Source organism: Pseudomonas sp. GW821-FHT03E01 (genome assembly GCF_059420765.1).
Window position 1 is genome coordinate 179,225 of sequence record NZ_JBWKUI010000013.1, and the last position, 26,041, is coordinate 205,265.

Here is a 26,041-nt window from a genome sequence, read left to right on the forward strand (position 1 = left end):
AATGTCGGTTTCAGGCGGCTATAAATATGGAACTTTTGCCAAAGGCTCAAGATCAATAGACGGTTGCCTGGAACAAGGGACAGTGTCGGTTTCGGTGCGGGACTTGCGGTTAGGTCCCTGCTGACGAATCCGATGACAAGATTATTCGCGCAGCCTGGGTTTCCCGCGCTGCGCTTTTCGTGCGTGCCAAATCAGAGCCCGCAGGAAACTTGCTTGGAGGGGGAGAACTTTTGCGAAAAGCCCGAGTCTATGTTTGCAAGTCTGGTCGTTCAGTAATGCAAGCCTCCTTCGAGCTTATCGAGGAGTGTTCATGCTAACCCAGGAAGAGGATCAGCAGCTGGTCGAGCGCGTTCAACGCGGCGACAAGCGAGCTTTCGATCTGCTAGTGCTGAAATACCAGCACAAAATTCTCGGGTTGATCGTGCGTTTCGTGCACGACACCCATGAAGCCCAGGATGTCGCACAGGAAGCCTTTATCAAGGCATACCGTGCACTTGGTAATTTTCGCGGAGACAGCGCGTTTTATACGTGGCTTTACCGTATCGCCATCAACACGGCGAAAAACTATCTGGTTTCACGCGGCCGTCGGCCGCCGGATAGCGATGTCAGTTCCGAGGATGCAGAGTTCTACGATGGCGATCATGGCCTCAAGGATCTCGAGTCGCCAGAACGTGCATTGCTGCGGGATGAGATCGAAGGCACCGTCCATCGAACCATTCAGCAACTGCCAGAAGATTTGCGTACGGCTTTAACTTTACGTGAATTCGATGGTCTGAGTTACGAGGACATTGCCAGCGTCATGCAGTGTCCGGTGGGTACCGTGCGCTCCCGGATCTTCCGCGCCCGGGAGGCCATCGATAAAGCCCTGCAGCCGTTGTTGCAGGAAAACTGAGACAGCGGCGACAGCCAAGAGAGGAACGCCATGAGTCGTGAAGCCCTGCAGGAATCGCTGTCCGCAGTGATGGATAACGAAGCGGACGAACTGGAATTGCGTCGGGTGTTGAATGCCTTCGACGATGTTGAAACCCGCGAAACCTGGGCTCGTTACCAGATCGCTCGGGCAGTCATGCACAAGGACCTGCTGCTCCCTCGTCTGGACATCGCTGCAGCAGTTTCTGCTGCGCTGGCTGACGAAGCCGTACCGGCAAAAACCTCTCGTGGTCCATGGCGCAGCCTGGGTCGTCTGGCAGTCGCTGCTTCGGTGACCATTGCCGTGCTGGCAGGTGTACGTCTGTACAACCAGGACGAGATCGCAGGTGTCGAACTGGCTCAGCATTCTAATCAGCCAAGTCTGACCACTCCTCAGGTCAAGGGTCCCGCTGTATTGGCAGGCTACAATGAGAGTTCGGACGCCACTGGCCCTATGGCCAACGGTGTATTGCAAGGTCAGCCAGGCTGGCACGATCAGCGTCTGCCAGGTTACTTGCGCCAACATGCTCAACAGGCTGCACTGAAAGGTACTGAGAGCGCTCTGCCTTACGCTCGTGCAGCAAGCCTGGAAAACCGTTAAGGAGGATCATGCGCGCCATACCTCTACTTACGCTTCTGCTCAGTGGCTGGTTTATTGTTCCAGCCCATGCCGATGAAGCCCAGGACTGGCTGAAGCGTCTGGGACAGGCGGAGCAAACGCAGAGCTTTCACGGTACTTTCGTCTACGAGCGTAACGGTAGTTTTTCTACCCATAACATCTGGCATCGCGTCCAGGATGGCAAAGTCCAAGAGCGTTTACTTCAGCTCGACGGTTCGGCCCAGGAAGTCGTGCGCATTGATGGGCATACTCAATGCGTCAGCGGCACCCTGATGGCAGGGCTGGGGGACTCACCCAACTCCGCTGCTCGTGCACTCGATCCACAAAAGCTAAAGAATTGGTATGACCTTGCCGTCATCGGCAAGTCGCGCGTGGCCGGGCGTTCGGCGGTGATCGTCTCGTTGACACCTCGCGATCAGCACCGCTATGGTTTTGAACTGCATCTGGACAAGGAAACAGGCTTGCCGTTGAAGTCATTGTTGCTCAATGACAAAGGGCAACTGCTGGAACGGTTCCAGTTCACCCGGCTGGATACTGCCGAGGTGCCTTCCGACAGCGATTTGCAGGCAGGTTCCGAGTGCAAGCCCATTAACCTGGACAGTGACAAGGCGTCCGCCGTCAAGACTGCGCAGGTCTGGCATTCTGACTGGTTGCCGCCAGGTTTCGAACTGACCAGCAGTAACTCTCACAAGGATCCGGATACCAAAGTCCAGGTCAACAGTCTGATGTTCGACGACGGTCTGGCCCGATTCTCGGTGTTCCTTGAGCCATTGAATGGGGCAACAGTCACCGACACCCGTACCCAGCTGGGGCCAACAGTCGCTGTGTCCCGTCGCTTGACCACTCCGCAAGGCGAAATAATGGTGACCGTGGTCGGTGAAATACCGATTGGTACCGCCGAACGGATTGCGCTGTCCATGCGCAACGATGCCGCGGCTACCAACAAGCAGTGAGCTGATCAGTCATGCTCATCAATCGGGGCTGTAGGGTGCGGGAGGTTGGCAATGGCTGCCCCGTCGTTGAGGCCTCGAAATGTTTTGCCGAGCATTTTCATTTGCAAATATCCCGAAAATTTTTTATAGGTCAGAGCCCCTCGGCTCTGGCCTTGTTTGTTGTTCCCGGAACAAAAATACCGGCGTATCGTTTCCGGTGTTCCTTGCTCCATATCGCTTAACCATGCTCGTCGTAACGGGAGCCGTATGTCGATACCACGCTTGAAGTCTTATCTCTCCATTTTTGCCACCGTGTTGGTGCTCGGTCAGGCGGTCACTGCGCAAGCGGCCGACTTGCCTGACTTCACGCAACTGGTCGAGCAGGCCTCGCCCGCGGTGGTGAATATCAGTACTACCCAGAAGTTGCCGGAACGCAAAGTGTCCAGCGAGCAAATGCCTGATCTTGAAGGCTTGCCGCCGATGCTGCGCGAGTTCTTTGAACGTGGTATGCCGCAGCAGCCACGCTCACCTCGTGGCGATCGCCAGCGCGAAGCGCAGTCCCTGGGATCGGGTTTCATCATTTCGCCTGACGGCTACATCCTGACAAACAACCATGTGATCGCCGATGCCGACGAGATTCTCGTGCGCCTCGCCGATCGCAGTGAGTTGAAAGCCAAGCTGATCGGTACCGATCCGCGTTCCGACGTCGCCTTGCTGAAAATCGAAGGCAAGAACCTGCCGGTTCTGAAGCTCGGCAAATCGCAGGACCTGAAGGCCGGTCAGTGGGTCGTGGCCATCGGCTCGCCGTTCGGCTTTGATCACACAGTGACTCAAGGTATCGTCAGTGCCATCGGTCGCAGCCTGCCGAACGAAAACTATGTGCCGTTCATCCAGACCGACGTGCCGATCAACCCGGGTAACTCCGGTGGTCCGCTGTTCAACCTGGCCGGTGAAGTGGTCGGCATCAACTCGCAGATCTACACCCGTTCCGGCGGCTTCATGGGCGTGTCGTTCGCGATCCCTATCGATGTGGCGATGGACGTTTCCAATCAGCTGAAAAGCGGCGGTAAAGTCAGCCGTGGCTGGTTGGGTGTGGTGATCCAGGAAGTGAGCAAAGATCTGGCCGAGTCGTTCGGTCTTGAGAAACCGGCCGGTGCGCTGGTGGCTCAGATCCAGGATGACGGTCCGGCTGCCAAGGGTGGCCTGCAAGTGGGCGACGTGATCCTGAGCATGAACGGTCAACCGATCGTCATGTCCGCCGATCTGCCGCACTTGGTGGGTGCGCTGAAGGCAGGCTCGAAAGCCAATCTTGAGGTGATCCGCGAAGGCAAACGCAAGAATGTCGAGCTGACCGTCGGCGCTATCCCTGAAGAAGGCAAAGAGCTGGACGCCCAGCCTAAATCTGGCGCGGAGCGCAGCAGCAATCGCCTGGGTGTTTCCGTGGCCGAATTGACCGATGAGCAGAAGAAAGCCTACGACCTTAAAGGTGGTGTGGTAATCAAGGACGTGCAGGACGGTCCTGCTGCCCTGATCGGCTTGCAGCCTGGTGATGTGATCACTCACCTGAACAACCAGGCGATCGGCTCCACCAAGGAGTTCACCGAGATTGCCAAGGCGTTGCCGAAGAACCGCTCGGTGTCGATGCGGGTTCTGCGCCAGGGTCGTGCCAGCTTCATCACCTTCAAGCTGGCTGAATAAACCGGTTGTCGGCTGAATAAAAAACCGCCTCGAAAGAGGCGGTTTTTTTGTACCTGAATTTTGACCTCGAAGCGGTCAGCCCATCATGTCCTTGACCATGCGTTCCTGCTCTATCAGCTCGCGTTGCCGTGCGTCGATCCGCGATGACAGCGGGAAGTTGCTGCCCGCCTTGCGTTTGGCGAAGTCCAGTTGCTGGATCGCCTGGCGATAATCGCCGATCAGTGCGAAGTACTCTGCACGAGCTTGATGCAGGCCGATGATGTTGCCCGACAGGCCGCGAGTCTCGGCCACCAGGTACCAGACGTCCGGATCTTCGGGGCGGGTCTTGAGCAGGTTCTCCAGCGCTTTTTCCGCATCGGCTGCTCGATTCTGCTTGAGCAGCAGATCGACACGCACCTGATTCAGTGGGTAGTTGCCCGGATACTGAGTCAGCATCCGGTCAACCCGTGACTGAGCATCGGGCAGACGATTATTGGTGATGTCCAGATCGACCTGCGCCAGGTTGTAGATGATCTCGTTCGGCGACTTGGTCAGCAGCTGCTTGAGGTTCTCGCGAGCTTCATTCAGCTGGCCGCCCTTGATCTGGGCGATTGCCAGGCCATAGCGCGCGACGTCGTTTTTCGGGTTTTCATCGAGTTGGGCGCGGAAGCGCTTGGCACCCAAGCCTGGGGTTTCTTCATAGATCAGCTGCACGCGTGCACGAATCAGCTGATAACGCATGCTGTCTTCGATACCGCCCGGTTTGGCCTGTTCGGCACGGTTGCGGGTGTCGGCGATACGCGATTCGGTCACCGGGTGAGTCAGCAGGAATTCCGGCGGCTTGGCATCGTAGCGGTACTGGCGCATCAGCCGTTCGAACATGGTCGGCATCGAGCGCGGATCGTAACCGGCCTTCTCCAGATTCATGATGCCGATACGGTCGGCTTCCTGTTCGTTCTGGCGCGAGAACCGTCGTTGTTCCTGCATCGCCGCCGCCTGGGTGCCGGCAATGGTTGCGATCCCGGCATCGCCTGCGCCGGCAGCGGCAATCACGATCCCGGCCAGCAATGCAGCCATCATAGGAACTTGCATGCGTTGCGAGGCTTCGACACCACGGGCGAAGTGACGCTGCGACAAGTGGGCCAGTTCGTGGGCCAGGACCGAGGCATATTCGCCTTCGGTCTGGGCGTTGAGGAACAAGCCCCCGTTGACGCCGACGATCCCGCCCGGCGCGGCGAAAGCGTTGAGCTGTGGGCTGTTGATCAGGATGAACTCCAGGCGCCGGTCATTGACCTGGCTGGTCTCCACCAGTCGGTAGACGCTCGACTCGACGTAATCCTTGAGTTGCGGATCGTTGAGTTGCGACACCTGGCTGCGCAGCATCGCCAGCCACGCACGGCCCAGTTGGTATTCCTGTTGCGGCGAGACGATGGCAGAACTGGCGTCACCGAGTGACGGCAAGTCGTCGGCGAAGCCCGGTGAGGCGAGCAGGCAAGCGAGCGTCAGCAGGGTAGGGCGCAAAAAAGTCATGCACAAAGCCTTAGTCGACAAAGACGTTACTGTAGCCGGACACTACGCTTGGGACCAGATATTCTAAGCGACTCAACCCCTGCCCCGGAGTGATTCGATGACTGACGCTGTAACCCACGACGCCGAGCTGGACGCCAGCGGTCTGAATTGTCCGCTGCCGTTGCTCAAGGCCAAGATGGAACTCAACCGACTGGCCAGCGGGGCGGTGCTCAAGGTGATTGCCACCGATGCGGGCTCTCAGCGCGATTTTCGCACCTTTGCCCGATTGGCCGGTCATACGCTGCTTCGTGAAGAAGATGAGGCGGGCGTTTACCGCTATTGGTTGAAAAAAGCCTGAAACCTGCGGCGTTCGTTCCTAAGGATTATTGATGTTCAAAGTGTTACGCGACTGGATTCAGCGCTATTTCTCGGATGAAGAGGCCGTGGTGCTGGCGGTGCTGCTGTTTCTGGCATTTACCGCCGTACTCACCCTGGGTGGAATGCTTGCGCCAGTGCTGGCCGGGATGGTGCTGGCGTATCTGATGCAGGGGTTGGTGGTGATCCTCGAGCGCCTGCGTCTGCCGGGGGCCGCGGCGGTGGGGCTGGTCTTCGCGTTGTTCATGGGGGGGCTGCTGGTATTCATCCTCGTCGTGGTGCCATTGCTTTGGCATCAGTTGATCACGCTGTTCAACGAATTGCCCGGCATGCTCGCCAAGTGGCAATCACTGCTATTGCTGCTGCCCGAGCGTTATCCGCATCTGGTGTCGGATGAGCAAGTGCTACAGGCAATCGAAGTGGCGCGGGGCGAGATCGGCAAATTCGGCCAGTGGGCGCTGACGTTCTCGTTGTCGAGCTTGCCGCTGCTGGTGAACATCATGATCTACCTGGTGCTGGTGCCGATCCTGGTGTTCTTCTTCCTCAAGGACCGGGAGATGATCGGCCAGTGGGTGCGTGGTTACCTGCCGCGGGAGCGAGCGCTGATCACTCGGGTCGCCCAGGAAATGAACCGGCAGATTGCCAATTACATTCGTGGCAAGGTCATCGAAATCTTCATTTGTGGGGGCGTGACCTACATCGCTTTCGTGGCGCTGGGGCTCAACTATGCGGCGCTGCTGGCGTTGTTGGTGGGTGTGTCGGTAGTGGTGCCCTATGTCGGGGCGGTGGTGGTGACCGTGCCGGTGCTGCTGATTGCGCTGTTCCAATGGGGGTGGAGCGATCAGTTCATCTATTTGATGGCGGTCTACGGGATCATCCAGACGCTGGACGGTAACGTGCTGGTGCCGCTGCTGTTCTCGGAGGCGGTCAACCTGCACCCGGTGGCGATCATCTGCGCGGTGCTGCTGTTTGGCGGGTTGTGGGGCTTTTGGGGCGTGTTCTTTGCGATTCCCCTGGCGACGTTGTTCAAAGCCGTGCTGGATGCCTGGCCGCGCAAGGAGCCGGAGGTGTCGCCGCTGCTTTGATCGTCGATTTGAGGGCCTCTTTGCGGGCAAGCCCGCTCCCACAGGGTTCATACCATCCCTATGGGAGCGGGCTTGCCCGCGAAGGCGTCCGAATAGACGCCCAAAAAATCAGGCCTTGTTCAGCGCCTGAGCAGCCGCCAAAACCGCATCCACATGCCCCGGCACCTTCACGCCGCGCCATTCCTGACGCAGCACGCCATCCTTGTCGATCAGGAACGTGCTGCGATCAACACCCATATATTCCTTGCCGTAGAGCTTTTTAAGCTTGATCACGTCGAACAGCTGACAGATGGCTTCGTCCTTGTCGCTGATCAGCTCGAAGGGGAACTCCTGCTTGCACTTGAAGTTTTCGTGAGACTTCAGGCTGTCGCGAGATAGGCCGAACACCTCGGTGTTGGCCGCCTTGAACGCCGCGTACTGGTCGCGAAAACCCTGGCCTTCGGTGGTGCAGCCCGGCGTGCTGTCCTTCGGGTAGAAGTAAATCACCACTTGCTTGCCTTTGAGGGCCGCGAGGCTGACGGTCTGCCCGCTGGTGGCGGGTGCTTCGAAGTCGGCAACCGGTTGGTCGATGGCTACGGCCATGAAAGCTTCCTTACATTGGGTTTTGTGGGCGCCACGGTTCAATCAGTGCGTCCAGGTTCATGGCGTCGGCGAAATCCAGGAACTGGTCGCGCAGCCAGCTGATCTGGGTGCCGGCCGGCAAGGTCACGGTAAACGTGGCGTTGAGCATGGTGCCGCCGGTCTGCGGAGCCTGATAGGTGTCGCAGGTCAGATTCTCCAGCTCGACGTTGTGGTCCATGAAGAACTGGCACAGCTCGTTGATGATGTCCGGGCGGTAGGCCGAGCTGACGTAGGCGACGTACGGCAAGGCCTGGGGACGGTTCTCCAGGGCTGCGCTGCGCACCACGTTGACAGTGAAAGCGTGTCGTTTGGCCAGTACTGGCAGACTGCCTTCGAGGCGCGCCAGGGCGTCCCAGCTGCCGGAGATCTCAAGGATCAGCGCGCTGCATTCGCCATGACGCGTCAGGCGAGAGGTGACCACGGCGCAGCGGTTTTCATGGCTGGCGCGGCACAGGACGTTAGTCAGCTCCATGGGGTTGGCGCCGAGGGCACTGATGACAAGGAATTGTTCGCGAACTGTGGGGGTGGACATGCAGCATTCCTAAAGCGATGAGCGGTCGATACTGTTTATGGGCTTTTTTGCCGGGACGAGCCTGCGGATGCGAATTCACAAACCCCCAGCCGAAGGTTGCAACGTGCTCCAGTATGGCAAGAGCGAGGGGTGGCAACGCTGGATCGGGGCTTGTGATGCCGAAAATGGAGGCTGGAAACCGGCGTACGAGCTTATCAGTACCGATCAAAGTCTGAAGGGTAGCGAAAAGCAGCGCCAAGGGGAATGGCGGCAGCGCAGTACTTCGCTTGTACAAGCATCTTGGCGCCAGTACCATTACCGCTCTCTTTTTCCGGCAGGAGCGGTTGCATGATTGCGGGCAGTATGGTGGCACTGGTCACACCCATGGATGCACAGGGTCGTCTCGACTGGGACAGCCTGAGCAAACTGGTGGACTTCCACCTGCAAGAGGGCACCAACGCCATCGTGGCGGTCGGCACTACGGGTGAGTCGGCCACGCTTGACGTGAACGAGCACATCGAAGTGATTCGTCGCGTGGTTGCCCAGGTTGCAGGGCGTATTCCGGTGATCGCCGGTACGGGCGCCAATTCGACGCGTGAAGCGATCGAACTGACGACCAACGCGAAGAACGCTGGCGCCGATGCGTGCCTGCTGGTAACCCCTTATTACAACAAGCCGACGCAAGAAGGCCTGTACCTGCACTTCCGCGCCATCGCCGAAGCGGTCGATATCCCGCAGATTCTTTACAATGTGCCGGGTCGTACCGCGTGCGACATGCAGGCCGAGACGGTAATCCGCCTGTCGACCGTGAAGAACATCATCGGCATCAAGGAAGCCACGGGCGACCTGCAGCGCGCCAAGGATATCCTGGCCGGCGTGAGCAGCGACTTCCTGGTCTATTCCGGTGACGATGCGACCGCGGTCGAGCTGATGCTGCTCGGTGGCAAGGGCAATATTTCGGTGACCGCCAACGTTGCGCCGCGCGCCATGAGCGAGCTGTGCGCCGCTGCGATGGCCGGTGATGCCGTCAAAGCCCGGGCGATCCACGAAAAGCTGATGCCACTCAATAAAACCCTGTTTATCGAATCCAACCCTATCCCCGTGAAATGGGCGCTGCATGAAATGGGCCTGATGCCGGACGGTATCCGTCTGCCGCTCACCTGGCTCAGTGCTGCCTGTCACGAACCGCTGCGGCAGGCCATGCGCCAGTCCGGCGTCCTGGTTTAATTGAGGAAGTACTACGCATGAAGCGAATGGCCGGACTTTCCGCACTTGCCTTGATTATCTCCAGCACCAGTGGCTGCGGATGGATCTGGGGCCCGGAAGGTTACTTCCGTGACCGTGGTAGCGATTACCTGGAAGCGCAACAGACTGCACCGATGCAACTGCCACCGAACGTCAGCACCTCCAAGCGTCTGGATCCACTGTTGCCGATCCCGCGCAATGTGGCCGACGATACAGCCAAGGGCGAATATGTCGTGCCTCGTCCGCAGCCGCTGTCGGCGGCGGCTGATATCAGCGCCTACTCGTTGCAGAAGAGCGGCGATTCGCGTTGGATCATGGCGCAGAACCCACCGGCCGAAGTCTGGCCAGTGGCCGTGCAGTTCTTCCAGGACAACGGTTTCCGTCTGGACGAACAGCGCCCGCAAACCGGTGAGTTCACTACCACTTGGCAGCATTCCGACGAACTGTCCGCAGCCATGGCCAAGCGCCTGAGCGCGGCCGGTGTCGGCGCCGACAGCGAAACCCGCGTACGGGTGCGTATCGAGCCAGGCGTGCAGCGCAACACCAGTGAAGTCTATGTGGTCAGCGCCGAGCGTCCTGCCGGCAGCACCGCCAACGTCGACTTCACCAATCGTTCGGTCAATACCGGCCTGGACGCAGCATTGGTCGACGACATGCTCGCGAGCATGAGCCGCACTTCGGAGAAGGGCGGTTCGGTCTCCATGCTGGCCTCGCGTGATTTCGATACGCCAAGCCGTGTCAGCCTGACCGAGGATGGCAGCGGCAACCCGGTGCTCAACGTCGGTACCGACCTGGATCGTGCCTGGTCGAGCGTCGGTCGTGCGCTGGAACAGGGCGAATGGCGTGTTGAAGACATCAACCGCAGCCTGGGCCTGTACTACATCAACCTCGCCGAAAAGGCCGAGAAGAAGGATGAGCAGCCAGGTTTCTTCGGCAGCCTGTTTGGCAGCAAGCCGAACAAGGAAGAAGTTGAAGCCCGCGCCGAGCGTTATCAGGTTCGCCTGAGCAAGGTCGGCGAGAACGTACAAGTCACCGTCGAGAAAAACATCAACACCGTGGCGCCAGCAGACGTGGCGCGCAAAGTGTTGACCGTGATTCAGGACAACCTGGGCTGATCGCATGCGTTTTGCCGTTCTCGGCAGCGGTAGCCAAGGGAACGGCACGCTGGTAGCCAGCGATGACACGTATGTGCTGGTGGATTGTGGTTTCTCCTTGCGGGAAACCGAAAAACGCCTGCTGCGCCTTGGGGTAAACCCTGCGCAGTTGAGCGCGATACTTGTGACCCACGAACATGCCGATCACGTGCATGGCGTGGGTTTGCTGTCTCGGCGTTACAATCTGCCTGTCTACCTCAGTCGCGGGACCCTGCGCGGGATGCGCAAACCGATTGAACCCGCGGGCTTTCTGGCTGGCGGCGAGCAACTGCAAATCGGCCCTCTGAGCATCGGCGTCATTGCCGTGGCCCATGATGCACAGGAGCCGACGCAGTATGTTTTCAGCGACGGTCAGCGGCGTTTCGGCCTGTTGACCGACCTGGGCTCATACTGCAACAAGGTGCTGGACGGCTATCGGGACCTCGATGCGTTGATGATCGAGGCCAACCATTGCCGTGACATGCTGGCTCGCGGTCACTACCCGTACTTTCTCAAGCAGCGGGTGGGCGGTGAATTGGGACATTTGAACAACCATCAGGCGGCATTCCTGGTGGCCGAGTTGGGCTGGCAAGGCCTGCAACACCTGGTCCTGGCCCATCTGAGCAGCAAGAACAACCTGCCGCAGCTGGCCCGGCAATGTTTTGTCGACACCCTCGGGTGCGACCCGGACTGGCTGCAACTGGCCGATCAAGATTCAGGGCTCGACTGGCGACACATCGCCTAGCCCACCTACTTAGCAAGCGGAGCCCATCATGGAAAAACGTGAAGAACTCTACCGCGGCAAAGCCAAATCGGTTTACAAGACCGACGACGCTGACCGCTTGATCCTGCTGTTTCGCAACGACACCTCGGCGTTCGACGGCAAGCGTATCGAGCAGCTCGACCGCAAAGGCATGGTGAACAACAAGTTCAACGCTTTCATCATGCAGAAACTCGAAGCAGCCGGCGTGCCGACTCAATTCGACAAACTGCTGGGTGACAACGAATGCCTGGTGAAAAAACTCGACATGATTCCGGTCGAGTGCGTCGTGCGTAACTACGCCGCCGGCAGCCTGGTCAAGCGCCTGGGTGTTGAAGAGGGTATGAAGCTCAACCCTTACACCTTCGAACTGTTCCTGAAGGACGACGCCAAGGGCGACCCGTTCATCAACGAATCCCACGTAGTGGCATTCGGTTGGGGCACCGCCGAGCAACTGGTTCGCATGAAAGAACTGTCGCTCAAGGTCAACGAAGTACTGAGCAAACTGTTCGACGACGCCGGCCTGCTGCTGGTCGACTTCAAACTCGAATTTGGCGTGTTCTCCGACGGCTCCATCGTTCTGGGCGACGAATTCAGCCCGGACGGCTGCCGTCTGTGGGACAAGGCCACCAAGAAGAAAATGGACAAGGACCGCTTCCGTCAGGGCCTCGGTGACGTCATCGAAGCCTACGAAGAAGTCGCCAACCGTCTGGGCGTACCGCTTTAATCGACGCAAGCATCTGATAGCACGGAAAAAAATCGCTAAAGGGGGTTCGCTTCCAGCGATTGTGCTGTTATGATGCGCGCCGTTGGAGAGATGCCAGAGTGGCCGAATGGGACGGATTCGAAATCCGTTGTACCTTCACCGGTACCTAGGGTTCGAATCCCTATCTCTCCGCCATACATAGAAAAGCCCCGTAGATGAGAATCTACGGGGCTTTTTCGTTTGCGCAGCTTTTTCCATCGGGTCACTTTCGCATCCGTCCCGCTTTTTCCCCAAGCTTTTGGTGTCGGAAAAATCAGCACGACAGAGTAAGAAAGATATGTCCATCCACAGGAAAAGTTACTTCGCCAAGTCGTTCTAATTACCGTCCCCCGTATTCATTGAACGTTTCGGCAATCAAGGTTTTTCCTTCGAAATATCCCCTGACATTGAAAGACGTTGCCGCAAAAATTCCTCATCTACTCTGGTTTCGCAGGTCTCTGATCTGTCGTAATCAGCCATCGCAAGGAGCGATCAATGTACTTTGAGATTTACAGGCAAACCCGTGGCACCTCACAGACCGGCAAGGGCCAATGGCGCTGGCGTTTGCGAGCGGGGAATCATGAAACGATTGCCAGTGGGGAGGCTTACGTCAACAAGTCTGATTGCGTGCATGCCATCGATTTGATCAAAGGGACTCAAGAGCAGACACCGGTCAAGGAGATATAGGTTCCAGGCGGTGAAGCTGCTCAATCAGAGCAGCTTCGTTTCAGTCGGGTGCTCCTGAGTGGTGAGTGCCCCCGGATTTTATGGATCGGGTCGTTTGCCAACCTGCATAGACGCCGATCGCGACACCTCCCTAAACTGTCATCCAGTCTTGGGGACCGGGGTGCAACGGATGAATCGCAACGAACTACGCAAGGCCGACATCAACCTGATGGTGGTGTTCGAGACATTGATGCTCGAACGCAACGTCACGCGAGTGGCGGAGAAGCTGTTCCTCGGTCAGCCGACCATCAGTGCGGCGCTGAACCGCTTGCGGACGATGTTCAACGATCCGTTGTTCATTCGGGTTGGTCATCGCATGGAGCCGACAGCGCGGGCCGAGGAGATCATTCAGCATCTGTCGCCGGCACTGGATTCGCTGTCGGTGGCCTTGAGCCTGACCCACGATTTCGATCCGCTCAGCAGCACCATGACGTTTCGCATCGGGCTGTCGGACGATGTCGAGTTCGGCCTGTTGCCACCGTTGCTGCGCGCCTTGCGCCAGGAAGCGCCGAAGGTGGTGTTCGTGGTCCAGCATGTCGACTACTGGCGCATTCCCGACTTGCTGGCGTCTGGCGATATCACCGTTGGTATCAGCCAGACCCGCGGCCTGCCGGCCAACGCCAAACGCAAGTTGTTGCGACATATCCAGCCCAGTATCTTGCGTGCAGATGCGTCGGACACGCCGTTGACCCTCGATGAATATTGCGCGCGACCGCACGTGCTGGTGTCCCACACCGCCAATGTCAGTGGCTACGCCGATGAATGGCTGGCGGAGATTGGCCGAACACGCCACGTCGTGCTGTCCGTTCCGCAATACAGCTCATTGCCGGCGTTGCTCGCCGGCACCGATCTGATCGCCAGCCTGCCTGACTACACGGCGGAGGCGATGGCCGCGTCAGGCCAACTGTTCAAAGAGCCGTTTCCGTTCAAGACGCCGACCCTGGACCTGTCCATGGTCTGGCTCAGTCATGTCGACAGCGACCCGGCTGAACGCTGGCTGCGCTCGCGCCTGGAGGCGTTCATGAGTGAACGTCCGATCCTTCCGCTGACAGAGTGAGCAGGGCGGTGTTATATCTACGACCTTTCTGCCAATCCTCAGGAACCCCGTCATGCCCCACCTGCACATGGAATACACCACCAACCTGTCTGAACTGAATGCCGATGTGGCGTTGATGAGACTCAACAACGCACTGGTCGCTTCCGGGCAGTTTGAAGAGTTCGACATCAAGGCCCGTGCGGTGAAGGTCGAGACTTTCAGGGTGGGCACTGCACCGGGCGAGCGGGCGTTCGTGCATGTAAAGCTGGCGCTGTTGAGCGGTCGCTCGCCGCAGATCAAGAAGCAGTTGTCCGACAGCCTGCTGGCCGTGGTGCAGGATGTGTGCGAATGGCCGGTCGGGGTTGAGGTTCAACTCTGTGTGGAAATCATCGACATCGATCGAGAGTCCTACACCAAGACTGCCATCGGCCTCTGAGTTTCAGGCCATTTCCTGCTCGGCGCAGGCCTTGATCACTTGCTCGCGCAGCCAGGTGTTGGCGCTGTCCTGGTCGACGCTTTGACTCCACTGCATGTCCAGGGTGAAGCCCGGTAAACCATTGGGCGCTTCGCAGTGATTGAAGATCGCCTCATTGGCCAGCAATTGCTGGATGCGCCGGGGCAAGGTCAGGATGAAGTCGGTGCCGGTGATCATCTTCAGTGCCGCGCTGTAGCTGTTGGAGCGCGCGACAATCTGGCGTTTGTGGGCCTGTTGAGCCAGCCAGCCGTCAACCATGTTGGTGGTGGACGTCCAGGGCGTCGGGAACACATGCCGACGTTCAGTGAACGCTTGCAGGCTCAAGCGCGGCTCCAGCGGCGTGGCGCGTTTGTCGAAGACGCAGACCAGATCGTCCTCCAGTAGTCGTCTGGAGTTGAAGTCGGTGTGGCTTCGATGAAAGTTCGGGCCGAAACAGATCACCAGGTCGAGGCTGCCGTCGCGCAGTTCTTCGGCCGGGATGTCGGTTTCGAACTTGTGCATGTTGACCATCACCGGCAGGTCGGCGAAATCGAAGCTCTTCAACAGGCGCGGCAGGATCAGTTGCTCGAAGTACTCCGGCGCACAGATATTGAAGGTGACTGGTTGCAAGGTCGGATCGAACGTTGGTGTCCCGGCGTGACACAGGTTGATGCTTTCGAGAATCTTCAGCACATGGGCATACATGGTGCTGGCTTTGTAGGTGGGGCGCATACCCGTGCGGGTATTGATGAATAACTCGTCTTCGAAACTGGTGCGCAGTTTTTTCAGGCAGTAACTCACGGTGGACTGGCTGACGCAAAGTGCCTCCGACACACCGGTGACGCTGCTTTGCTCATACACGGCAACAAACACCATGAGGTCTTGCATATCGAGCTTTCTAAGCAAGTTACTGTTCAGCATCCGTTCTGTCTCGCTGTGCTCCTTGCGCTGACCGTGCGCAAACGTGTGCGAATGATCTTAGCGGAACGATAGTACCAAGAGAATGCCTTGTAGGATGTTTCATGGTCAGTTGTGGGACAGATAGTGTTATGAACACGACCTGTGAATTCAATCGCCCGAAACATGGCCAGAGGCCTTCAGCGCTGATTGCTGTGCAGGCATCGCATCGCGGCTGGATATTAACAGCGCCAACATGCCGACGCCCACCAGCAACGCGCCGATGATTTCCAGGGCGCGTGGCGACTGACGTAGCCACAACCAGTGGAACAATGTGATGAACAGGGTGCTCAGGTAGATGTAGGAAATGACTGAGGAAGGGGCGATCACGCCAATGGCTCGATGCAGCAGCCAGAAAGTCGCCAGGGTGGCAAACAGGGCCAGGTAGATCAACCACCAGAGATCGCTCGCGCTCAGCAACGACGCCGAACGCCAGCCGCCGCTGAATCCACAAAACGCCAATAGAAACAGTGCGCCGAACAGCATGTTCCAGAAAGTCATGCCCACCGGGCCGCGCCCCTTGAGGCTGTTGGCCTTGAGCCGTTGACTCAGGGGCGAGTAGAGCGCCATTGCCAGGCAACCGACCACATACACCGATACCGCGTACAGCGACGGCAGTTCGCCGGGGCCTGCGCCTTTCAATACCAGTAGTACGGCGCCGGCCGCGGCAACCAGCATGGGCAACACGCGCTGTTTCAGGCGGCTGTCGGGTGTCAGGATGGCTTCGAACAGCAGCGTCAGCAACGGCACCAGAGTAAACATCGTCCCGGTGTTCACCGCCGAGGTGTAACGCAGTGCTTCGAACAACGAGCCGAAGTACAGTGCCAACAACATGCCGAGCACGGCATGACCGAGCAGGCCGCGGGCGGTCATGGCGGTATCGCCCTTGAACAGCAGCAGGGGTAAAAACACCAGAGCGCAACACAACAAGCGCAACCCGGTCAGCAGAATCGGGTCTATGGCCTGGCTGACCTGGGCTGCCGCGGAAAACGAGACGGCAATCAACAGCGCCCAGAGCAACATGCCGACGTGAGCGGCAGCAAAACCTGTGCGTTTCATGGTGGGGGTTCCGGGTTAATGAATGTGTTTGGCGTAATGCCGCGGATCGAAGCGCAGAACCATCAGAATCATCAGTGCCATGACGCCCATCAGTGACCACCAGGCCCATTCGAAACTGCCCAGTTGATCGCGAATTATCCCGGCGATCAGCGGCGAGAGGCCGGCGATCAGGTAACCGATGCCTTGCACGAAGGCGGTCAACCCGCCCGCGCGTTGGGGATTGTCCAGATGATCCAGCGACACGATCAGGCTCATCGGGAACAGCCCGCCGATGCCCAGTCCCAGCAGGCACGGCCACAGCAGGCTCAGGTGTTGCGGGCTCAGAATCAGACCGCAAAAACCGGCCATGATCAGTGCCAGTAACACCACCAGCACCAGGCGCCGGTCACGGCTGCGGTTGGCGATGGCGGGCGTCAGTAGCCCCGACAACACTTCCATGGCCGTCAAAAAGCCCAGTAACAAGCCGGCCTGTTGTTCGCTCCAGCCTTTTTCCACGTAGTACGGTGCCAGCCAGGCCAGGACACAGGTGTAGGACGCCGTGCCCAGGCCGAAGAAGATCGCGAGTAACCAGGCGCGGGAACTGCGGAAAAAGGATTTTTTGCGGGACGACTTTTCCCCCAATGTCGGCATTCCCGTGCGTTGAACGCACCAGAACAGCAACGCCGCCAGCGCCAGTGCCGCCCAGATCGCCAACCCCACTCGCCAACTGCCGGTGCGGGTCATCACCAACGGCGCGAATGACGCCGCAATTGCCGCGCCGGCCATGATCGACGTCACGTAGAGACCCATGCACACGGAAACGTTGTCGCTGAAACGGGACTTGATCAGGGCCGGCATCAGCGCCTGAATCAGCGCAATGCCGACGCCGGCCAGCACGGCGCTCAGGATCAGTTCCGCCGCCGAATCAAGGAATAACCGCGACACCGTGGCCTGGCCGATGATCAACAGCGACAGCACTACGGTGCGCTGCTCGCCCAAGCGCTGACTGATACCGATACCAAAGAACATTGCCAGTCCCATGGCCATGACTGGCAGCATGGTCAACAGCGAGGCCAGGCTGAAACTCAGCGGGATATCACCGCGAATGGCTGACAGCAACGGGCCGACAGCGGCCATGGACGGACGCAGATTCAGGGCGACAAGAATGATGCTGAACATCAGCCAGGGGGCAGGGCGGGAGGTTGCGCGAACGTTTTCCATAATCGGACCTTCAGGAACAAGGAGCCGATTAGGCGCGCGAGCCCTGGAGGCGGCAAATCAGAAAGTCTGGAGCAGTATTTAGAAATTAAATAACTGTACCGCTCGGCTAATCCCCTTTAGCGAATAATCGATTGTTTAGCCAATCCACACCCAAGGTTCTTCAAATCCCGATTTAACGGCTTAACCGCCCGTGTGACGCTGCTGCTCATCTGTTTATCGCGGTCTTCCCTATGGACGGTTGTCCAGTCGCACTCCCTTCCGAACTGGCCTTCTGGGCGCTGTGGCACTGCCGTCACGCGCGCCCGCCGGATTCCTGCATCTCCCGCTGATTGTTCTGACAGGTCCCGCGCTGTGCGCCGGGATCAAACCGGCGGCGCCTGTGCGTTTGCCTGACGCGGAAAGACGAGGACTCCCATGAGCTGTGCCACGACATCCTTCGCTACGAAAGAACAAGCCCTGACGTTTCTTGAACAGAACCCGGATATCGAGATGTTCGAGCTGTTCATCCTCGACAATAACGGAGTGCCACGCGGCAAATTACTGCATCGCGATGAGTTGCTGGCGGTGTATGAAAGCGGTCGGCCACTACCGAGTACCATCCTGGGACTGACCATCAATGGCGATGACGTGGAAAACTCCGGTCTGGTCTGGGACGTCGGTGATATCGATTGCCGCGCTTATCCCGTCAGCGGCAGTTTGCAGCGCATGCCGTGGCGATTGATTCCCACGGCGGCGGTGCAGGTCAGCATGCATCCGCAAGAGGGCATGCCCGCGACCATCGCCGACCCACGGCACCTGCTGGCCAAGGTCATCGAAGGCTTGCAGGCCGACGGTTATTACCCGGTGATGGCGGCGGAGCTGGAGTTCTATCTGCTGGATCAGCAGCGCGACGGCAACGGTCGGCCGCAACCGGCGCGGGATGTCGACGGCGGGCGGCCACGCGGGACTCAGGTCTACGGCTTGCGTGAACTGGAACAGATCGAGCCATTTCTGGCCGACCTCTACAGCGCCTGCAAGCTCCAGGGCATTCCGACGCGCACGGCGATTTCCGAATACGCGCCGGGGCAAGTGGAAATCACCCTCGAACACCGCACCGACGCTTTGCAGGCGATGGACGAAGCCGTGCGCTACAAGCGGCTGGTCAAGGGCGTGGCGCACAAGCACGGGATGACGGCTTGTTTCATGGCCAAGCCGTTCGATGACCTGGCCGGCACCGGCATGCACATGCATGTCAGCCTGGCGGACAAGGACGGCAATAACCTGTTCGCCAGCGAGGCCCCGGTCGGCACGCCGCTGCTCAAACACGCGGTCGGCGGGATGCTCGCCACATTGCTCGATGCGTTGCTGTTGTTCTGTCCGAACGCCAACTCGTACCGTCGTTTCCAGACCAACAGCTACGCACCCCTGGCGGCCACTTGGGGCGTGGACAACCGCACCGTGAGTTTGCGAGTGCCCGGCGGGCCGGCATTCTCCCGGCATATCGAGCACCGTATTTGTGGTGCCGACGCCAACCCGTATCTGGCGGCGGCGGCGATCCTGGCCGGTATTCATCGCGGCATCCGCGAGCAACTTGACCCCGGGGCGCCGGTGGAGGGCAACGGTTACGCCCAGGCCGCGCAATTGTTGCCGACCGACTGGTTGACCACGTTGCGAGCGCTGGAAGGCTCGAATTGGGCCGGGGAAGCATTCGGCAGTGAGTTTCTAGGTGTCTATCTGGCAGTGAAACGCGCCGAATACCGGCAATTCATGGGCGAAGTCGGTGAGCAGGACTGGCGCTGGTATCTGCATCAGGCTTGAAACGGGTCGCCAGTGTTGGAAGTTTTGGCCTAATACCAGAAGCCAACTATTCGTTGGCTTCTTTTTCACGAAATATTGATGGTTGACTGATTAAGATTTGTGGCGTCTCGGTCAATGAAATTTTCACATTTGCCGCGGGCACTTCTTTTCAGGAACAGCCGATCACATGTTGAAGTTCAAAGCCGTGCGCCCCGAATGGGTGACGTTGGTTTCCAGTGCCTTTCTATTGGCAGGGTTCAATTTAGTTCTCTGGCAACACCTCTTCGATATCACTGCAGCAGACGGTCAAGGCATCGTCATGCGTGTCGCGTTCGGGCTGATGATCCTGGCGGCCTTTAACATTGTGCTGACCTTGCTGGCATTCCGACCCGTGATGAAACCCGTGTTGACGCTGATCTTTCTGATCAGTGCCGGTGTGGCGTACTTCATGAGCCAATATGGCGTGCTGATCGACGCCGGTATGTTGCGTAACTTCGCCGAAACCAATGCCACGGAAGTACGCGACTTACTCTCGCTAAAACTGTTTGTTTATATCGTGCTGCTCGGCGTCTTGCCGTCGTGGTTGTTGTGGAAAACCCCGGTTAATTATCGTCGCTGGCACCGTGAGTTATTAAGTAAAGTGCTGGTGAGTGTCGCGTCGGTTGCGGTGATCGGCGGTGTCGCATTGGTCAACTATCAAGGCCTGTCGTCGTTGTTTCGCAATCACCATGAATTGCGTCTGATGGTGGTGCCGAGCAACTACATCGGTGCCTCGTTCGGTTATCTGCGTGAGCAAGTGGTGTCTGCACGGCAACCTTTCGCCAAACTGGGTGAAGATGCCCAGAAAAAACCGGCCTGGCAGGCCCACGACCGTAAATCCCTGACGGTACTGGTGGTGGGCGAAAGTGCCCGGGCCGAGAACTTCGGCATCCTGGGTTATGACCGCGACACCACGCCGAAACTGAGTAAGGAATCCGGCCTGATTGCCTTCACCGATGTGCATTCGTGCGGCACGGAAACGGCGGTGTCGGTGCCCTGCATGTTCTCCAACATGGGTCGCAAGGATTACGACGCCAGCAAGGCGAAGAACCAGGAAGGCCTGCTGGACGTGCTCAAGCGTGCCGGTCTCGAGGTGATCTGGCGCGATAACCAGTCGGGCTGCAAAGGCACCTGCGATCGGGTCACTGTCGATGACGTGAGTGACCTGAAAGACCCTGTGCTGTGCGCCAACAGCGAGTGCCGCGATGAAATTCTCCTGCAAGGCATGCAGCACTTCATCGACACGCTGAATAAAGACACCGTGCTGGTCCTGCACCAAATGGGCAGTCACGGTCCGGAATACTTCAAGCGCTACCCGAAAGAATACGAACACTTCACACCTGTGTGTGAAAGCAATGCGCTGAACAATTGCAGCCGCGAAAGCATCGTCAATGGCTACGACAATACGCTGGTGTATACCGACCACGTGCTGTCGACCCTGATCGATCTGTTGCGCAGCAACCAGGGCAAAGTCGATACCGCGATGCTGTATCTGTCGGACCACGGCGAGTCGCTGGGCGAATACAACCTGTTCCTGCATGGCACGCCTTACATGCTTGCACCGGAACAACAGAAACATGTAGCGATGCTGGCGTGGTTCTCCGACAGCTATCAAAAGTCGTTCTCGGTGGACACCCATTGCCTGCAACTGAGTCGTGAAAAACCCTTGAGCCAGGACAACCTGTTCCATTCGATGCTCGGTCTGTTGGAGGTCAACAGCACGGTCTACAACCCGGGTCTGGATATGTTCGCCGGATGCCGCGGCGCAATGGGCGACGGTGTGCTGGCCAAAAAATGAGCGAATCGAGCTTTTTTTTACGTAACGACCGCTAATCTGCGGCGCCTGGAACATCCAACAAGAGCCATTACACATGTCCGCGCAGCCCCCATCCGCCTTCGAGCTTGAGTTCGCCCGGCGCTACGATCAGGAACACGCCCGCGTCTGTAAACAGCCGCGACCGCGCGGCCTGGCGGGGCGTTTGACGTTCTGGCGCGAAGAGCAATTGGTGCGTAACGCGCTTCAGGTCGCTGGCGAACCGGGATTGATTCTTGATGTGGCCTGCGGGGTCGGGCGTTTCTGGCCAGTTCTGGCCGAGCATGCGAACCGGGTGATTCTCGCGACCGATCCGTCTCAGGACATGCTCGATCACGCCAGCACCCACCATCCGCAGAACCTGCTGAAACGGATCAAGACCTTTCAGAGTTCTGCCTTCACCATCGGCTTGTCGGCGAATGCGGTTGACTGCATTTTTTGCCTGCAACTGTTTCAACGCATTGCCTGTCCCGAGCATCGATTGGCCATGCTGGGCGAGTTCCACCGGGTCAGTCGCGATACCGTGATTGTGGCGGTGCGGGTTGATGGGCGTTTCAAGCTCGAGCGTTCGGACGTGGAGGGCGCACAGGCCCAGCCACAGGCCAGCAAGGCCGAGCTTGAGGCCGAGTTCAGGCAAGCGGGTTTCTGCTTGCTCAGTCATCAGGACTTGGTACCGGGTTGCACGCGGATGCGGGTCTACGTGTTGCGTAAGGACAGCTAGCCTTTCAGACAATTCTTGCTGTCCGGCAGGTATTTTCGCTAAAGCTCTTGTTCAGTGGATGCGCGGAAATCGCCGGGGGCGATATATACTGCGCGCCATTCTTCAAGGGAGAGCCGTGTGGCCATCGATATTCACTGGATTCGCGACAACGATAGCCTCGGTCAGTTTTGCACCGAGTGGCAGCAGCTGCCATTCGTTGCCCTCGATACCGAATTCATGCGGGTCGACACCTTTTACCCAATCGCAGGCCTGCTGCAGATCGGCGATGGCGTACGCGCTTACCTGATTGACCCACTGACCATCGACAACTGGCAGCCCTTGGCCGCGTTGCTGGAAAACCCGGCCGTGGTCAAGGTCGTGCATGCGTGCAGCGAAGACCTCGAAGTCCTGCTGCGCCTGACCGGCAGCCTGCCGGTGCCGCTGTTCGATACCCAACTGGCCGCTGCTTACCTGAACCTGGGTTTCTCCATGGGCTATTCGCGGCTGGTGCAGGACGTGCTCGGCATCGACCTGCCCAAGGGCGAGACCCGTTCCGACTGGCTGCAACGTCCACTGTCCGAGACTCAGATCAGCTACGCCGCCGAAGATGCCGTGCATCTGGCGGAGGTTTTCGTACAGCTGCGTCCGAAGCTTTCTGACGAAAAATACGCGTGGGTCCTGGAAGACGGTGCCGAGCTGGTCGCCAATCTGCGGCGCGAGGTCGACCCGTACGAGGTCTATCGCGACGCCAAACTGGCCTGGAAGCTGTCCCGCGCCCAACTCGCCGTGTTGCGTGAACTCTGCGCCTGGCGCGAGCGTGAAGCCCGCGCCCGTGATCTGCCGCGCAACCGCATTATCCGTGAACATTCACTGTGGCCGTTGGCACGCACCCAACCGGACAACCTCGGCGCACTGGCGAAAATCGAAGACATGCACCCGCGCACCGTGCGTCAGGACGGCGAATTTCTGCTTGATCTGATCAAGCGCTCTGGCAGTGTGTCGCCTGATCAGTGGCCGCCAGCGGTGCCGGAGCCATTGCCGGTAGAAGCCGCCGCGCTGGTCAAACAGCTGCGTGCCATCGGCCAGGCCGAAGCCGAGCGCCTGAACATCGCGCCGGAGCTGATGCTGCGCAAGAAAACCCTGGAAGCGCTGCTCAAGAGCGGCTTCCCCAATGGTCCTTACCAATTGCCTGATTCGCTGCGTGGCTGGCGCCGCGAATTGATGGGCCAGGCGCTGCTCGACAGCCTGGCCACCGCCGGAGAACAGCCTTGAAACGTATTTGCTCGATTTATCGAAGCTCGAAGAAAAGCGGGATGTACCTCTATGTGCTCAAAAGCGATGCACTGGAGCGCGTGCCTGAACCCCTGATGGCGGCTTTCGGCAAAGCCATCCACGCTTTCGACCTGGTGTTGACCCCCGAGCGCAAGCTGTCGCGCGAAGACATTGCTGTAGTACTGGAGAACCTCGACAAGCAGGGCTACCACCTGCAAATGCCACCGGCCGAGGATGAATACATCGAACACTTGCCGGAAGAATTGCTGCGCCGCAACGACCCGATGTAATCGGCAGACAGGCTCTATTCAGAGCCTTATGAAACACTGGAATGATTTTGGCGATGGCCGTGACGATGGAGTGATCCTCTGTCGGCGGTCGTCTGCACTGCTTTTGAAAGGTTTGAAACATGCGCGTTCTGATTGCTGAACACGACCACCCTGTGTATGCCCAACTGTTGCGTCAGGCAGCGCCTGATCTGGAAGTATTGACCAGCGGCGACTCCGCCGAACTGGCCCGTCAGGCCGCCGACTGTCAGGTTTGGCTCGGTCAGCCGGACCTGCTGGCGACGCTGTTGCGTCAGGGCCACACGCCTGCATGGTTGCAGTCGACCTGGGCCGGTATCACGCCGCTGCTGGCCGATGGCTTGCCACGGCACTATCGGCTGACTCGCGCGGTAGGGATTTTTGGTCAGGTCATGGCTGAATACGTGCTGACTTACATGCTCGGCCACGAGCGCGAAGTGTTGGCGCGGCTGGTCAGCCAGGTCGAGCGCAAATGGGACAATCGCCAGGGTCAAAGCCTGGCTGGACGAAAGGTGCTGATTGTCGGCACCGGTGATATCGGTCAGACAGTGGCGCAGTTCCTGCTGCCGTTTGGCGTCGAGTTATACGGCATCGCCAGCACTGCCCGGGAGCAGGCGCCCTTTGTCGAAGTCGGCGCGCTGAGCGATTTGCCGCGCCTGGTCGGTGAGGTGGATTACGTGATCAATCTGCTGCCGAATACCCCCAATACGCACGACCTGTATGACGCTGCCCTGTTCAAGCAGTTCAAGGCGACGGGGTTGTTCATCAACGTCGGACGCGGCGTTGCGGTGGTCGATGCGGATCTGGTGGAAGCCTTGAAGGAAGGGCATCTGGCCGGGGCTGTGATCGACGTCTGCCGTCAGGAACCACTGCCGCAACGTCATCCGTTCTGGACCGCGTGGGGCCTGCTGCTGACCGGCCACAGCTCGGCACCGACCTCGCCACCGGCGATGGTGAAGCTGTTTGTCGAGAACCTGCGGGCGTATCAGGCGGGTGAAGCGTTGCGTGGGGAAGTGGATTTCGCGCGCGGGTATTGAGGCGCAGCTGAAAAGGTCGCAGCCTGCGGCAGCTCCTACAGGGCTTTGTGAACACCTGTAGGGAGCTGCCGCAGGCTGCGATCTTTTGTTTTTACAGGGTGAAATTACCTTCAGCCGCCAACTCGCTCAGCGGACGACGCGGGCTCGGCTCTTCACGTGCTTGCAGGTACTCGGCCAGTGTCGCCTTGTCGCCCAGCTTGCCGATCGCCACGGCGGCGTGCAGCGCGTAGCCTTCAGGAATGTTCAGCTCCTTGCGGGTCAGCTCCTGATCGAAACCGGCCATGCCGTGGGTGTGCCAGCCGCTGATGCTCGCTTGCAACGCCAGGTGGCCCCAGGCGGAACCGGTGTCGAAGGTGTGCCACAGCGCCGGGGTTTCTTCGCTGGCGCCAGGTGCCACGAAGGTGGTTTTCGAGATCACGATCACCAGTGCCGAGGCGTGCTGCGCCCAGCTGCGGTTGAACTCGTTCAGCAGGCCCAGGTAACGCTCCCAGTTCGGCGTGTCGCGACGCGCATAGAGAAACCGCCAAGGCTGCGAGTTGTACGCCGATGGTGCCCAGCGGGCGGCTTCGAAGAAGCTCAGCAGGGTCTCTTCGGGAATGGTTTCACCGGTGAAGGCGCGGGGCGACCAGCGATCGGTGAACTGAGGGTGAATGGCGTAATCGGCAACGCGTGGATTAGCACTCATCAAGAGATTCCTTTACGTTTGAAAGTGGGGGTCGTCGAAAAACCGGCGGGTACAGTTGAGCTGAGCGCCAGTTTTTTTGAGCCAGCAGTTCACCTGAATGCAACGCGGTTGAGCGTTAATGGCACTTGGGGAGGGCTCCTTGCGACTGGCAAAGCTACTGGGTGGCGCAAAAACTGACAAGTGCCGTCGTACCGGCAGTCGCCAATGCTTGGCCCGCCGATGCCTTGGCACTAGACTGGCGGCCTTTTCACCACCTGATGTTGATGCTTGAGCCATGGCCGCCAAAGTCGAACCGTTCTGGATACGCAAAACCCTCGATCAACTCGATCAAGAGGAATGGGAATCGCTGTGCGACGGCTGTGGCCTGTGCTGCCTGCAAAAGCTCGAGGATGAAGACGACAACGCCGTCTACTACACGCGTATCGCCTGCAAACTGCTGGACCTCAAAACCTGTCAGTGCACCGATTACCCCAACCGTCGCGACTTTGTCCCCGATTGCATCCAGCTCACGCCGGGCAAGGCCGATGAGTTCAAATGGTTGCCGCCGACCTGCGGTTATCGACTGGTCAGCGAAGGCAAGGACCTGCCGCTCTGGCATCACCTGGTATGCGGTGATCGTGATGCGGTGCATCACGAACGTATTTCCCAGTCCGGGCGCATGCTCGCCGAAGGCAGCGTGGCCGAAGACGATTGGGAAGATCATCTGATTTTTCGCGCGGGTTAATTCCCGATGCCATTTAGTCTGTGGCGAGGGAGCTTGCTCCCGCTTGACCGGGCTGGCGCTCCAGTGCGCAGCACTCACAAAATCGGCGGTGATCACAAGAATTTTGGGCCGCTACGCAGCCCGGCGCGAGCAAGCTC

At 58.8% G+C, this 26,041-nt stretch carries 27 protein-coding genes and 1 tRNA gene; 21 read left to right on the forward strand and 7 right to left on the reverse strand.

What is annotated here, in order from left to right; translation table 11 throughout:
• Positions 1-310: 310 nt before the first annotated feature.
• From rpoE to AC07VO_RS22165, 4 genes are all read left to right on the forward strand, one after another.
• Entirely contained in the window at positions 311-892 is a 582-nt protein-coding gene (rpoE, locus tag AC07VO_RS22150; protein ID WP_003172477.1) for an RNA polymerase sigma factor RpoE/AlgU, read from the forward strand.
• Positions 893-922: 30 nt separating this feature from the next.
• A complete protein-coding gene (locus AC07VO_RS22155) occupies positions 923-1,510 on the forward strand; it encodes a sigma-E factor negative regulatory protein (RefSeq protein WP_086944833.1) in 588 nt (195 codons plus the stop codon).
• Between the two features lie 8 nt (positions 1,511-1,518).
• A complete protein-coding gene (locus AC07VO_RS22160) occupies positions 1,519-2,481 on the forward strand; it encodes a MucB/RseB C-terminal domain-containing protein (protein WP_064619726.1) in 963 nt (320 codons plus the stop codon).
• Positions 2,482-2,727: 246 nt separating this feature from the next.
• A complete protein-coding gene (locus AC07VO_RS22165; RefSeq protein WP_019647985.1) occupies positions 2,728-4,158 on the forward strand; it encodes a DegQ family serine endoprotease in 1,431 nt (476 codons plus the stop codon).
• A gap of 75 nt (positions 4,159-4,233) precedes the next feature.
• Here the strand turns inward: AC07VO_RS22165 and AC07VO_RS22170 are convergent, their stop codons facing one another.
• Entirely contained in the window at positions 4,234-5,667 is a 1,434-nt protein-coding gene (locus AC07VO_RS22170; protein WP_086944834.1) for a M48 family metalloprotease, read from the reverse strand.
• A 97-nt stretch (positions 5,668-5,764) separates the two neighbouring features.
• Here AC07VO_RS22170 and AC07VO_RS22175 point away from each other — a divergent pair, with 97 nt between their 5' ends.
• Together AC07VO_RS22175 and AC07VO_RS22180 are read left to right on the forward strand one after the other, a co-directional pair.
• A complete protein-coding gene (locus AC07VO_RS22175; protein WP_007941445.1) occupies positions 5,765-6,004 on the forward strand; it encodes a sulfurtransferase TusA family protein in 240 nt (79 codons plus the stop codon).
• 31 nt (positions 6,005-6,035) lie between these two features.
• Entirely contained in the window at positions 6,036-7,106 is a 1,071-nt protein-coding gene (locus AC07VO_RS22180; RefSeq protein ID WP_018926779.1) for an AI-2E family transporter, read from the forward strand.
• Between the two features lie 108 nt (positions 7,107-7,214).
• Here the strand turns inward: AC07VO_RS22180 and AC07VO_RS22185 are convergent, their stop codons facing one another.
• Together AC07VO_RS22185 and AC07VO_RS22190 are read right to left on the reverse strand one after the other, a co-directional pair.
• Positions 7,215-7,688 (reverse strand): peroxiredoxin, encoded by a 474-nt coding sequence (locus AC07VO_RS22185; protein ID WP_018926778.1) that lies wholly within the window; start codon positions 7,686-7,688, stop codon positions 7,215-7,217.
• A 10-nt stretch (positions 7,689-7,698) separates the two neighbouring features.
• Positions 7,699-8,259 carry a glycine cleavage system transcriptional repressor gene (locus AC07VO_RS22190; RefSeq protein WP_007898662.1) on the reverse strand — a complete coding sequence of 187 codons (561 nt, stop codon included), beginning with the start codon at positions 8,257-8,259 and terminating at the stop codon, positions 7,699-7,701.
• 327 nt (positions 8,260-8,586) lie between these two features.
• Here AC07VO_RS22190 and dapA point away from each other — a divergent pair, with 327 nt between their 5' ends.
• The 8 genes from dapA (at position 8,587) to AC07VO_RS22230 (ending at position 14,319) form a co-directional block, all read left to right on the forward strand.
• Entirely contained in the window at positions 8,587-9,465 is an 879-nt protein-coding gene (gene dapA / locus AC07VO_RS22195; protein WP_007941448.1) for a 4-hydroxy-tetrahydrodipicolinate synthase, read from the forward strand.
• Positions 9,466-9,482: 17 nt separating this feature from the next.
• Positions 9,483-10,598 carry an NlpB/DapX family lipoprotein gene (gene bamC / locus AC07VO_RS22200; protein WP_018926776.1) on the forward strand — a complete coding sequence of 372 codons (1,116 nt, stop codon included), beginning with the start codon at positions 9,483-9,485 and terminating at the stop codon, positions 10,596-10,598.
• A gap of 4 nt (positions 10,599-10,602) precedes the next feature.
• Entirely contained in the window at positions 10,603-11,361 is a 759-nt protein-coding gene (locus tag AC07VO_RS22205; RefSeq protein ID WP_019580834.1) for an MBL fold metallo-hydrolase, read from the forward strand.
• Positions 11,362-11,389: 28 nt separating this feature from the next.
• Positions 11,390-12,103 (forward strand): phosphoribosylaminoimidazolesuccinocarboxamide synthase, encoded by a 714-nt coding sequence (gene purC, locus AC07VO_RS22210; RefSeq protein WP_018926775.1) that lies wholly within the window; start codon positions 11,390-11,392, stop codon positions 12,101-12,103.
• Between the two features lie 84 nt (positions 12,104-12,187).
• A tRNA-Ser gene (locus AC07VO_RS22215) sits at positions 12,188-12,277 on the forward strand.
• A gap of 339 nt (positions 12,278-12,616) precedes the next feature.
• On the forward strand, positions 12,617-12,808 hold the full coding sequence (locus AC07VO_RS22220; RefSeq protein WP_018926774.1) for a YegP family protein: 192 nt from the start codon (positions 12,617-12,619) through the stop codon (positions 12,806-12,808).
• 169 nt (positions 12,809-12,977) lie between these two features.
• Positions 12,978-13,904 carry a LysR substrate-binding domain-containing protein gene (locus AC07VO_RS22225; protein ID WP_033064228.1) on the forward strand — a complete coding sequence of 309 codons (927 nt, stop codon included), beginning with the start codon at positions 12,978-12,980 and terminating at the stop codon, positions 13,902-13,904.
• A 52-nt stretch (positions 13,905-13,956) separates the two neighbouring features.
• On the forward strand, positions 13,957-14,319 hold the full coding sequence (locus tag AC07VO_RS22230) for a 5-carboxymethyl-2-hydroxymuconate Delta-isomerase (RefSeq protein WP_086944836.1): 363 nt from the start codon (positions 13,957-13,959) through the stop codon (positions 14,317-14,319).
• A 3-nt stretch (positions 14,320-14,322) separates the two neighbouring features.
• On the opposite strand, the gene AC07VO_RS22235 is transcribed toward AC07VO_RS22230, so the two are convergent.
• The 3 genes from AC07VO_RS22235 to AC07VO_RS22245 all read right to left on the reverse strand — a co-directional run bounded on the left by AC07VO_RS22235 (position 14,323) and on the right by AC07VO_RS22245 (position 17,553).
• Entirely contained in the window at positions 14,323-15,258 is a 936-nt protein-coding gene (locus tag AC07VO_RS22235) for a LysR family transcriptional regulator (RefSeq protein ID WP_086944837.1), read from the reverse strand.
• Positions 15,259-15,405: 147 nt separating this feature from the next.
• Positions 15,406-16,353, reverse strand: coding sequence for a DMT family transporter (locus tag AC07VO_RS22240; protein WP_086944838.1), 948 nt, complete (start codon positions 16,351-16,353; stop codon positions 15,406-15,408).
• Between the two features lie 15 nt (positions 16,354-16,368).
• A complete protein-coding gene (locus tag AC07VO_RS22245) occupies positions 16,369-17,553 on the reverse strand; it encodes a cyanate transporter (RefSeq protein ID WP_086944839.1) in 1,185 nt (394 codons plus the stop codon).
• A 414-nt stretch (positions 17,554-17,967) separates the two neighbouring features.
• Here AC07VO_RS22245 and AC07VO_RS22250 point away from each other — a divergent pair, with 414 nt between their 5' ends.
• The 6 genes from AC07VO_RS22250 to AC07VO_RS22275 all read left to right on the forward strand — a co-directional run bounded on the left by AC07VO_RS22250 (position 17,968) and on the right by AC07VO_RS22275 (position 24,495).
• Positions 17,968-19,350, forward strand: coding sequence for a glutamine synthetase family protein (locus AC07VO_RS22250; RefSeq protein ID WP_086944840.1), 1,383 nt, complete (start codon positions 17,968-17,970; stop codon positions 19,348-19,350).
• A 166-nt stretch (positions 19,351-19,516) separates the two neighbouring features.
• Complete coding sequence (locus AC07VO_RS22255) at positions 19,517-21,166, forward strand: phosphoethanolamine transferase (protein ID WP_086944841.1); 1,650 nt, start codon at positions 19,517-19,519, stop codon at positions 21,164-21,166.
• A gap of 73 nt (positions 21,167-21,239) precedes the next feature.
• The gene (locus AC07VO_RS22260) at positions 21,240-21,902 is read left to right on the forward strand and encodes a class I SAM-dependent methyltransferase (RefSeq protein ID WP_086944842.1); all 663 of its coding nucleotides are present in this window, start codon (positions 21,240-21,242) and stop codon (positions 21,900-21,902) included.
• A 117-nt stretch (positions 21,903-22,019) separates the two neighbouring features.
• Positions 22,020-23,153, forward strand: coding sequence for a ribonuclease D (gene rnd / locus AC07VO_RS22265; RefSeq protein WP_086944843.1), 1,134 nt, complete (start codon positions 22,020-22,022; stop codon positions 23,151-23,153).
• Positions 23,150-23,443 carry a YcgL domain-containing protein gene (locus tag AC07VO_RS22270; RefSeq protein ID WP_019580824.1) on the forward strand — a complete coding sequence of 98 codons (294 nt, stop codon included), beginning with the start codon at positions 23,150-23,152 and terminating at the stop codon, positions 23,441-23,443. The genes rnd and AC07VO_RS22270 overlap by 4 nt, the downstream gene beginning before the upstream one ends.
• Positions 23,444-23,562: 119 nt before the next feature.
• On the forward strand, positions 23,563-24,495 hold the full coding sequence (locus AC07VO_RS22275; RefSeq protein WP_018926763.1) for a D-2-hydroxyacid dehydrogenase: 933 nt from the start codon (positions 23,563-23,565) through the stop codon (positions 24,493-24,495).
• Between the two features lie 91 nt (positions 24,496-24,586).
• On the opposite strand, the gene AC07VO_RS22280 is transcribed toward AC07VO_RS22275, so the two are convergent.
• Positions 24,587-25,180, reverse strand: coding sequence for a nitroreductase family protein (locus tag AC07VO_RS22280; RefSeq protein WP_007942200.1), 594 nt, complete (start codon positions 25,178-25,180; stop codon positions 24,587-24,589).
• 274 nt (positions 25,181-25,454) lie between these two features.
• Between AC07VO_RS22280 and AC07VO_RS22285 the strand changes: the two genes are divergently transcribed.
• Positions 25,455-25,904: a YcgN family cysteine cluster protein gene (locus tag AC07VO_RS22285; RefSeq protein WP_007942199.1), complete on the forward strand. Its 450-nt coding sequence runs from the start codon at positions 25,455-25,457 to the stop codon at positions 25,902-25,904.
• Positions 25,905-26,041 lie beyond the last annotated feature (137 nt).

What these genes read in the sequence shown, in the direction of transcription:
- AC07VO_RS22170 (WP_086944834.1), bottom strand. Translation starts at nt 5,667, where the DNA reads ATGACTTTTTTGCGCCCTACCCTGCTGACGCTCGCTTGCCTGCTCGCC.
- AC07VO_RS22235 (WP_086944837.1), bottom strand. Translation starts at nt 15,258, where the DNA reads ATGCTGAACAGTAACTTGCTTAGAAAGCTCGATATGCAAGACCTCATG.
- AC07VO_RS22185 (WP_018926778.1), bottom strand. Translation starts at nt 7,688, where the DNA reads ATGGCCGTAGCCATCGACCAACCGGTTGCCGACTTCGAAGCACCCGCC.
- AC07VO_RS22275 (WP_018926763.1), top strand. Translation starts at nt 23,563, where the DNA reads ATGCGCGTTCTGATTGCTGAACACGACCACCCTGTGTATGCCCAACTG.
- purC (WP_018926775.1), top strand. Translation starts at nt 11,390, where the DNA reads ATGGAAAAACGTGAAGAACTCTACCGCGGCAAAGCCAAATCGGTTTAC.
- AC07VO_RS22225 (WP_033064228.1), top strand. Translation starts at nt 12,978, where the DNA reads ATGAATCGCAACGAACTACGCAAGGCCGACATCAACCTGATGGTGGTG.
- AC07VO_RS22240 (WP_086944838.1), bottom strand. Translation starts at nt 16,353, where the DNA reads ATGAAACGCACAGGTTTTGCTGCCGCTCACGTCGGCATGTTGCTCTGG.
- AC07VO_RS22165 (WP_019647985.1), top strand. Translation starts at nt 2,728, where the DNA reads ATGTCGATACCACGCTTGAAGTCTTATCTCTCCATTTTTGCCACCGTG.
- AC07VO_RS22190 (WP_007898662.1), bottom strand. Translation starts at nt 8,259, where the DNA reads ATGTCCACCCCCACAGTTCGCGAACAATTCCTTGTCATCAGTGCCCTC.
- AC07VO_RS22155 (WP_086944833.1), top strand. Translation starts at nt 923, where the DNA reads ATGAGTCGTGAAGCCCTGCAGGAATCGCTGTCCGCAGTGATGGATAAC.
- AC07VO_RS22285 (WP_007942199.1), top strand. Translation starts at nt 25,455, where the DNA reads ATGGCCGCCAAAGTCGAACCGTTCTGGATACGCAAAACCCTCGATCAA.
- AC07VO_RS22220 (WP_018926774.1), top strand. Translation starts at nt 12,617, where the DNA reads ATGTACTTTGAGATTTACAGGCAAACCCGTGGCACCTCACAGACCGGC.
- AC07VO_RS22230 (WP_086944836.1), top strand. Translation starts at nt 13,957, where the DNA reads ATGCCCCACCTGCACATGGAATACACCACCAACCTGTCTGAACTGAAT.
- AC07VO_RS22205 (WP_019580834.1), top strand. Translation starts at nt 10,603, where the DNA reads ATGCGTTTTGCCGTTCTCGGCAGCGGTAGCCAAGGGAACGGCACGCTG.
- AC07VO_RS22245 (WP_086944839.1), bottom strand. Translation starts at nt 17,553, where the DNA reads ATGGAAAACGTTCGCGCAACCTCCCGCCCTGCCCCCTGGCTGATGTTC.
- AC07VO_RS22255 (WP_086944841.1), top strand. Translation starts at nt 19,517, where the DNA reads ATGTTGAAGTTCAAAGCCGTGCGCCCCGAATGGGTGACGTTGGTTTCC.
- dapA (WP_007941448.1), top strand. Translation starts at nt 8,587, where the DNA reads ATGATTGCGGGCAGTATGGTGGCACTGGTCACACCCATGGATGCACAG.
- rpoE (WP_003172477.1), top strand. Translation starts at nt 311, where the DNA reads ATGCTAACCCAGGAAGAGGATCAGCAGCTGGTCGAGCGCGTTCAACGC.
- bamC (WP_018926776.1), top strand. Translation starts at nt 9,483, where the DNA reads ATGAAGCGAATGGCCGGACTTTCCGCACTTGCCTTGATTATCTCCAGC.
- AC07VO_RS22280 (WP_007942200.1), bottom strand. Translation starts at nt 25,180, where the DNA reads ATGAGTGCTAATCCACGCGTTGCCGATTACGCCATTCACCCTCAGTTC.
- AC07VO_RS22175 (WP_007941445.1), top strand. Translation starts at nt 5,765, where the DNA reads ATGACTGACGCTGTAACCCACGACGCCGAGCTGGACGCCAGCGGTCTG.
- AC07VO_RS22180 (WP_018926779.1), top strand. Translation starts at nt 6,036, where the DNA reads ATGTTCAAAGTGTTACGCGACTGGATTCAGCGCTATTTCTCGGATGAA.
- AC07VO_RS22250 (WP_086944840.1), top strand. Translation starts at nt 17,968, where the DNA reads ATGAGCTGTGCCACGACATCCTTCGCTACGAAAGAACAAGCCCTGACG.
- AC07VO_RS22160 (WP_064619726.1), top strand. Translation starts at nt 1,519, where the DNA reads ATGCGCGCCATACCTCTACTTACGCTTCTGCTCAGTGGCTGGTTTATT.
- AC07VO_RS22260 (WP_086944842.1), top strand. Translation starts at nt 21,240, where the DNA reads ATGTCCGCGCAGCCCCCATCCGCCTTCGAGCTTGAGTTCGCCCGGCGC.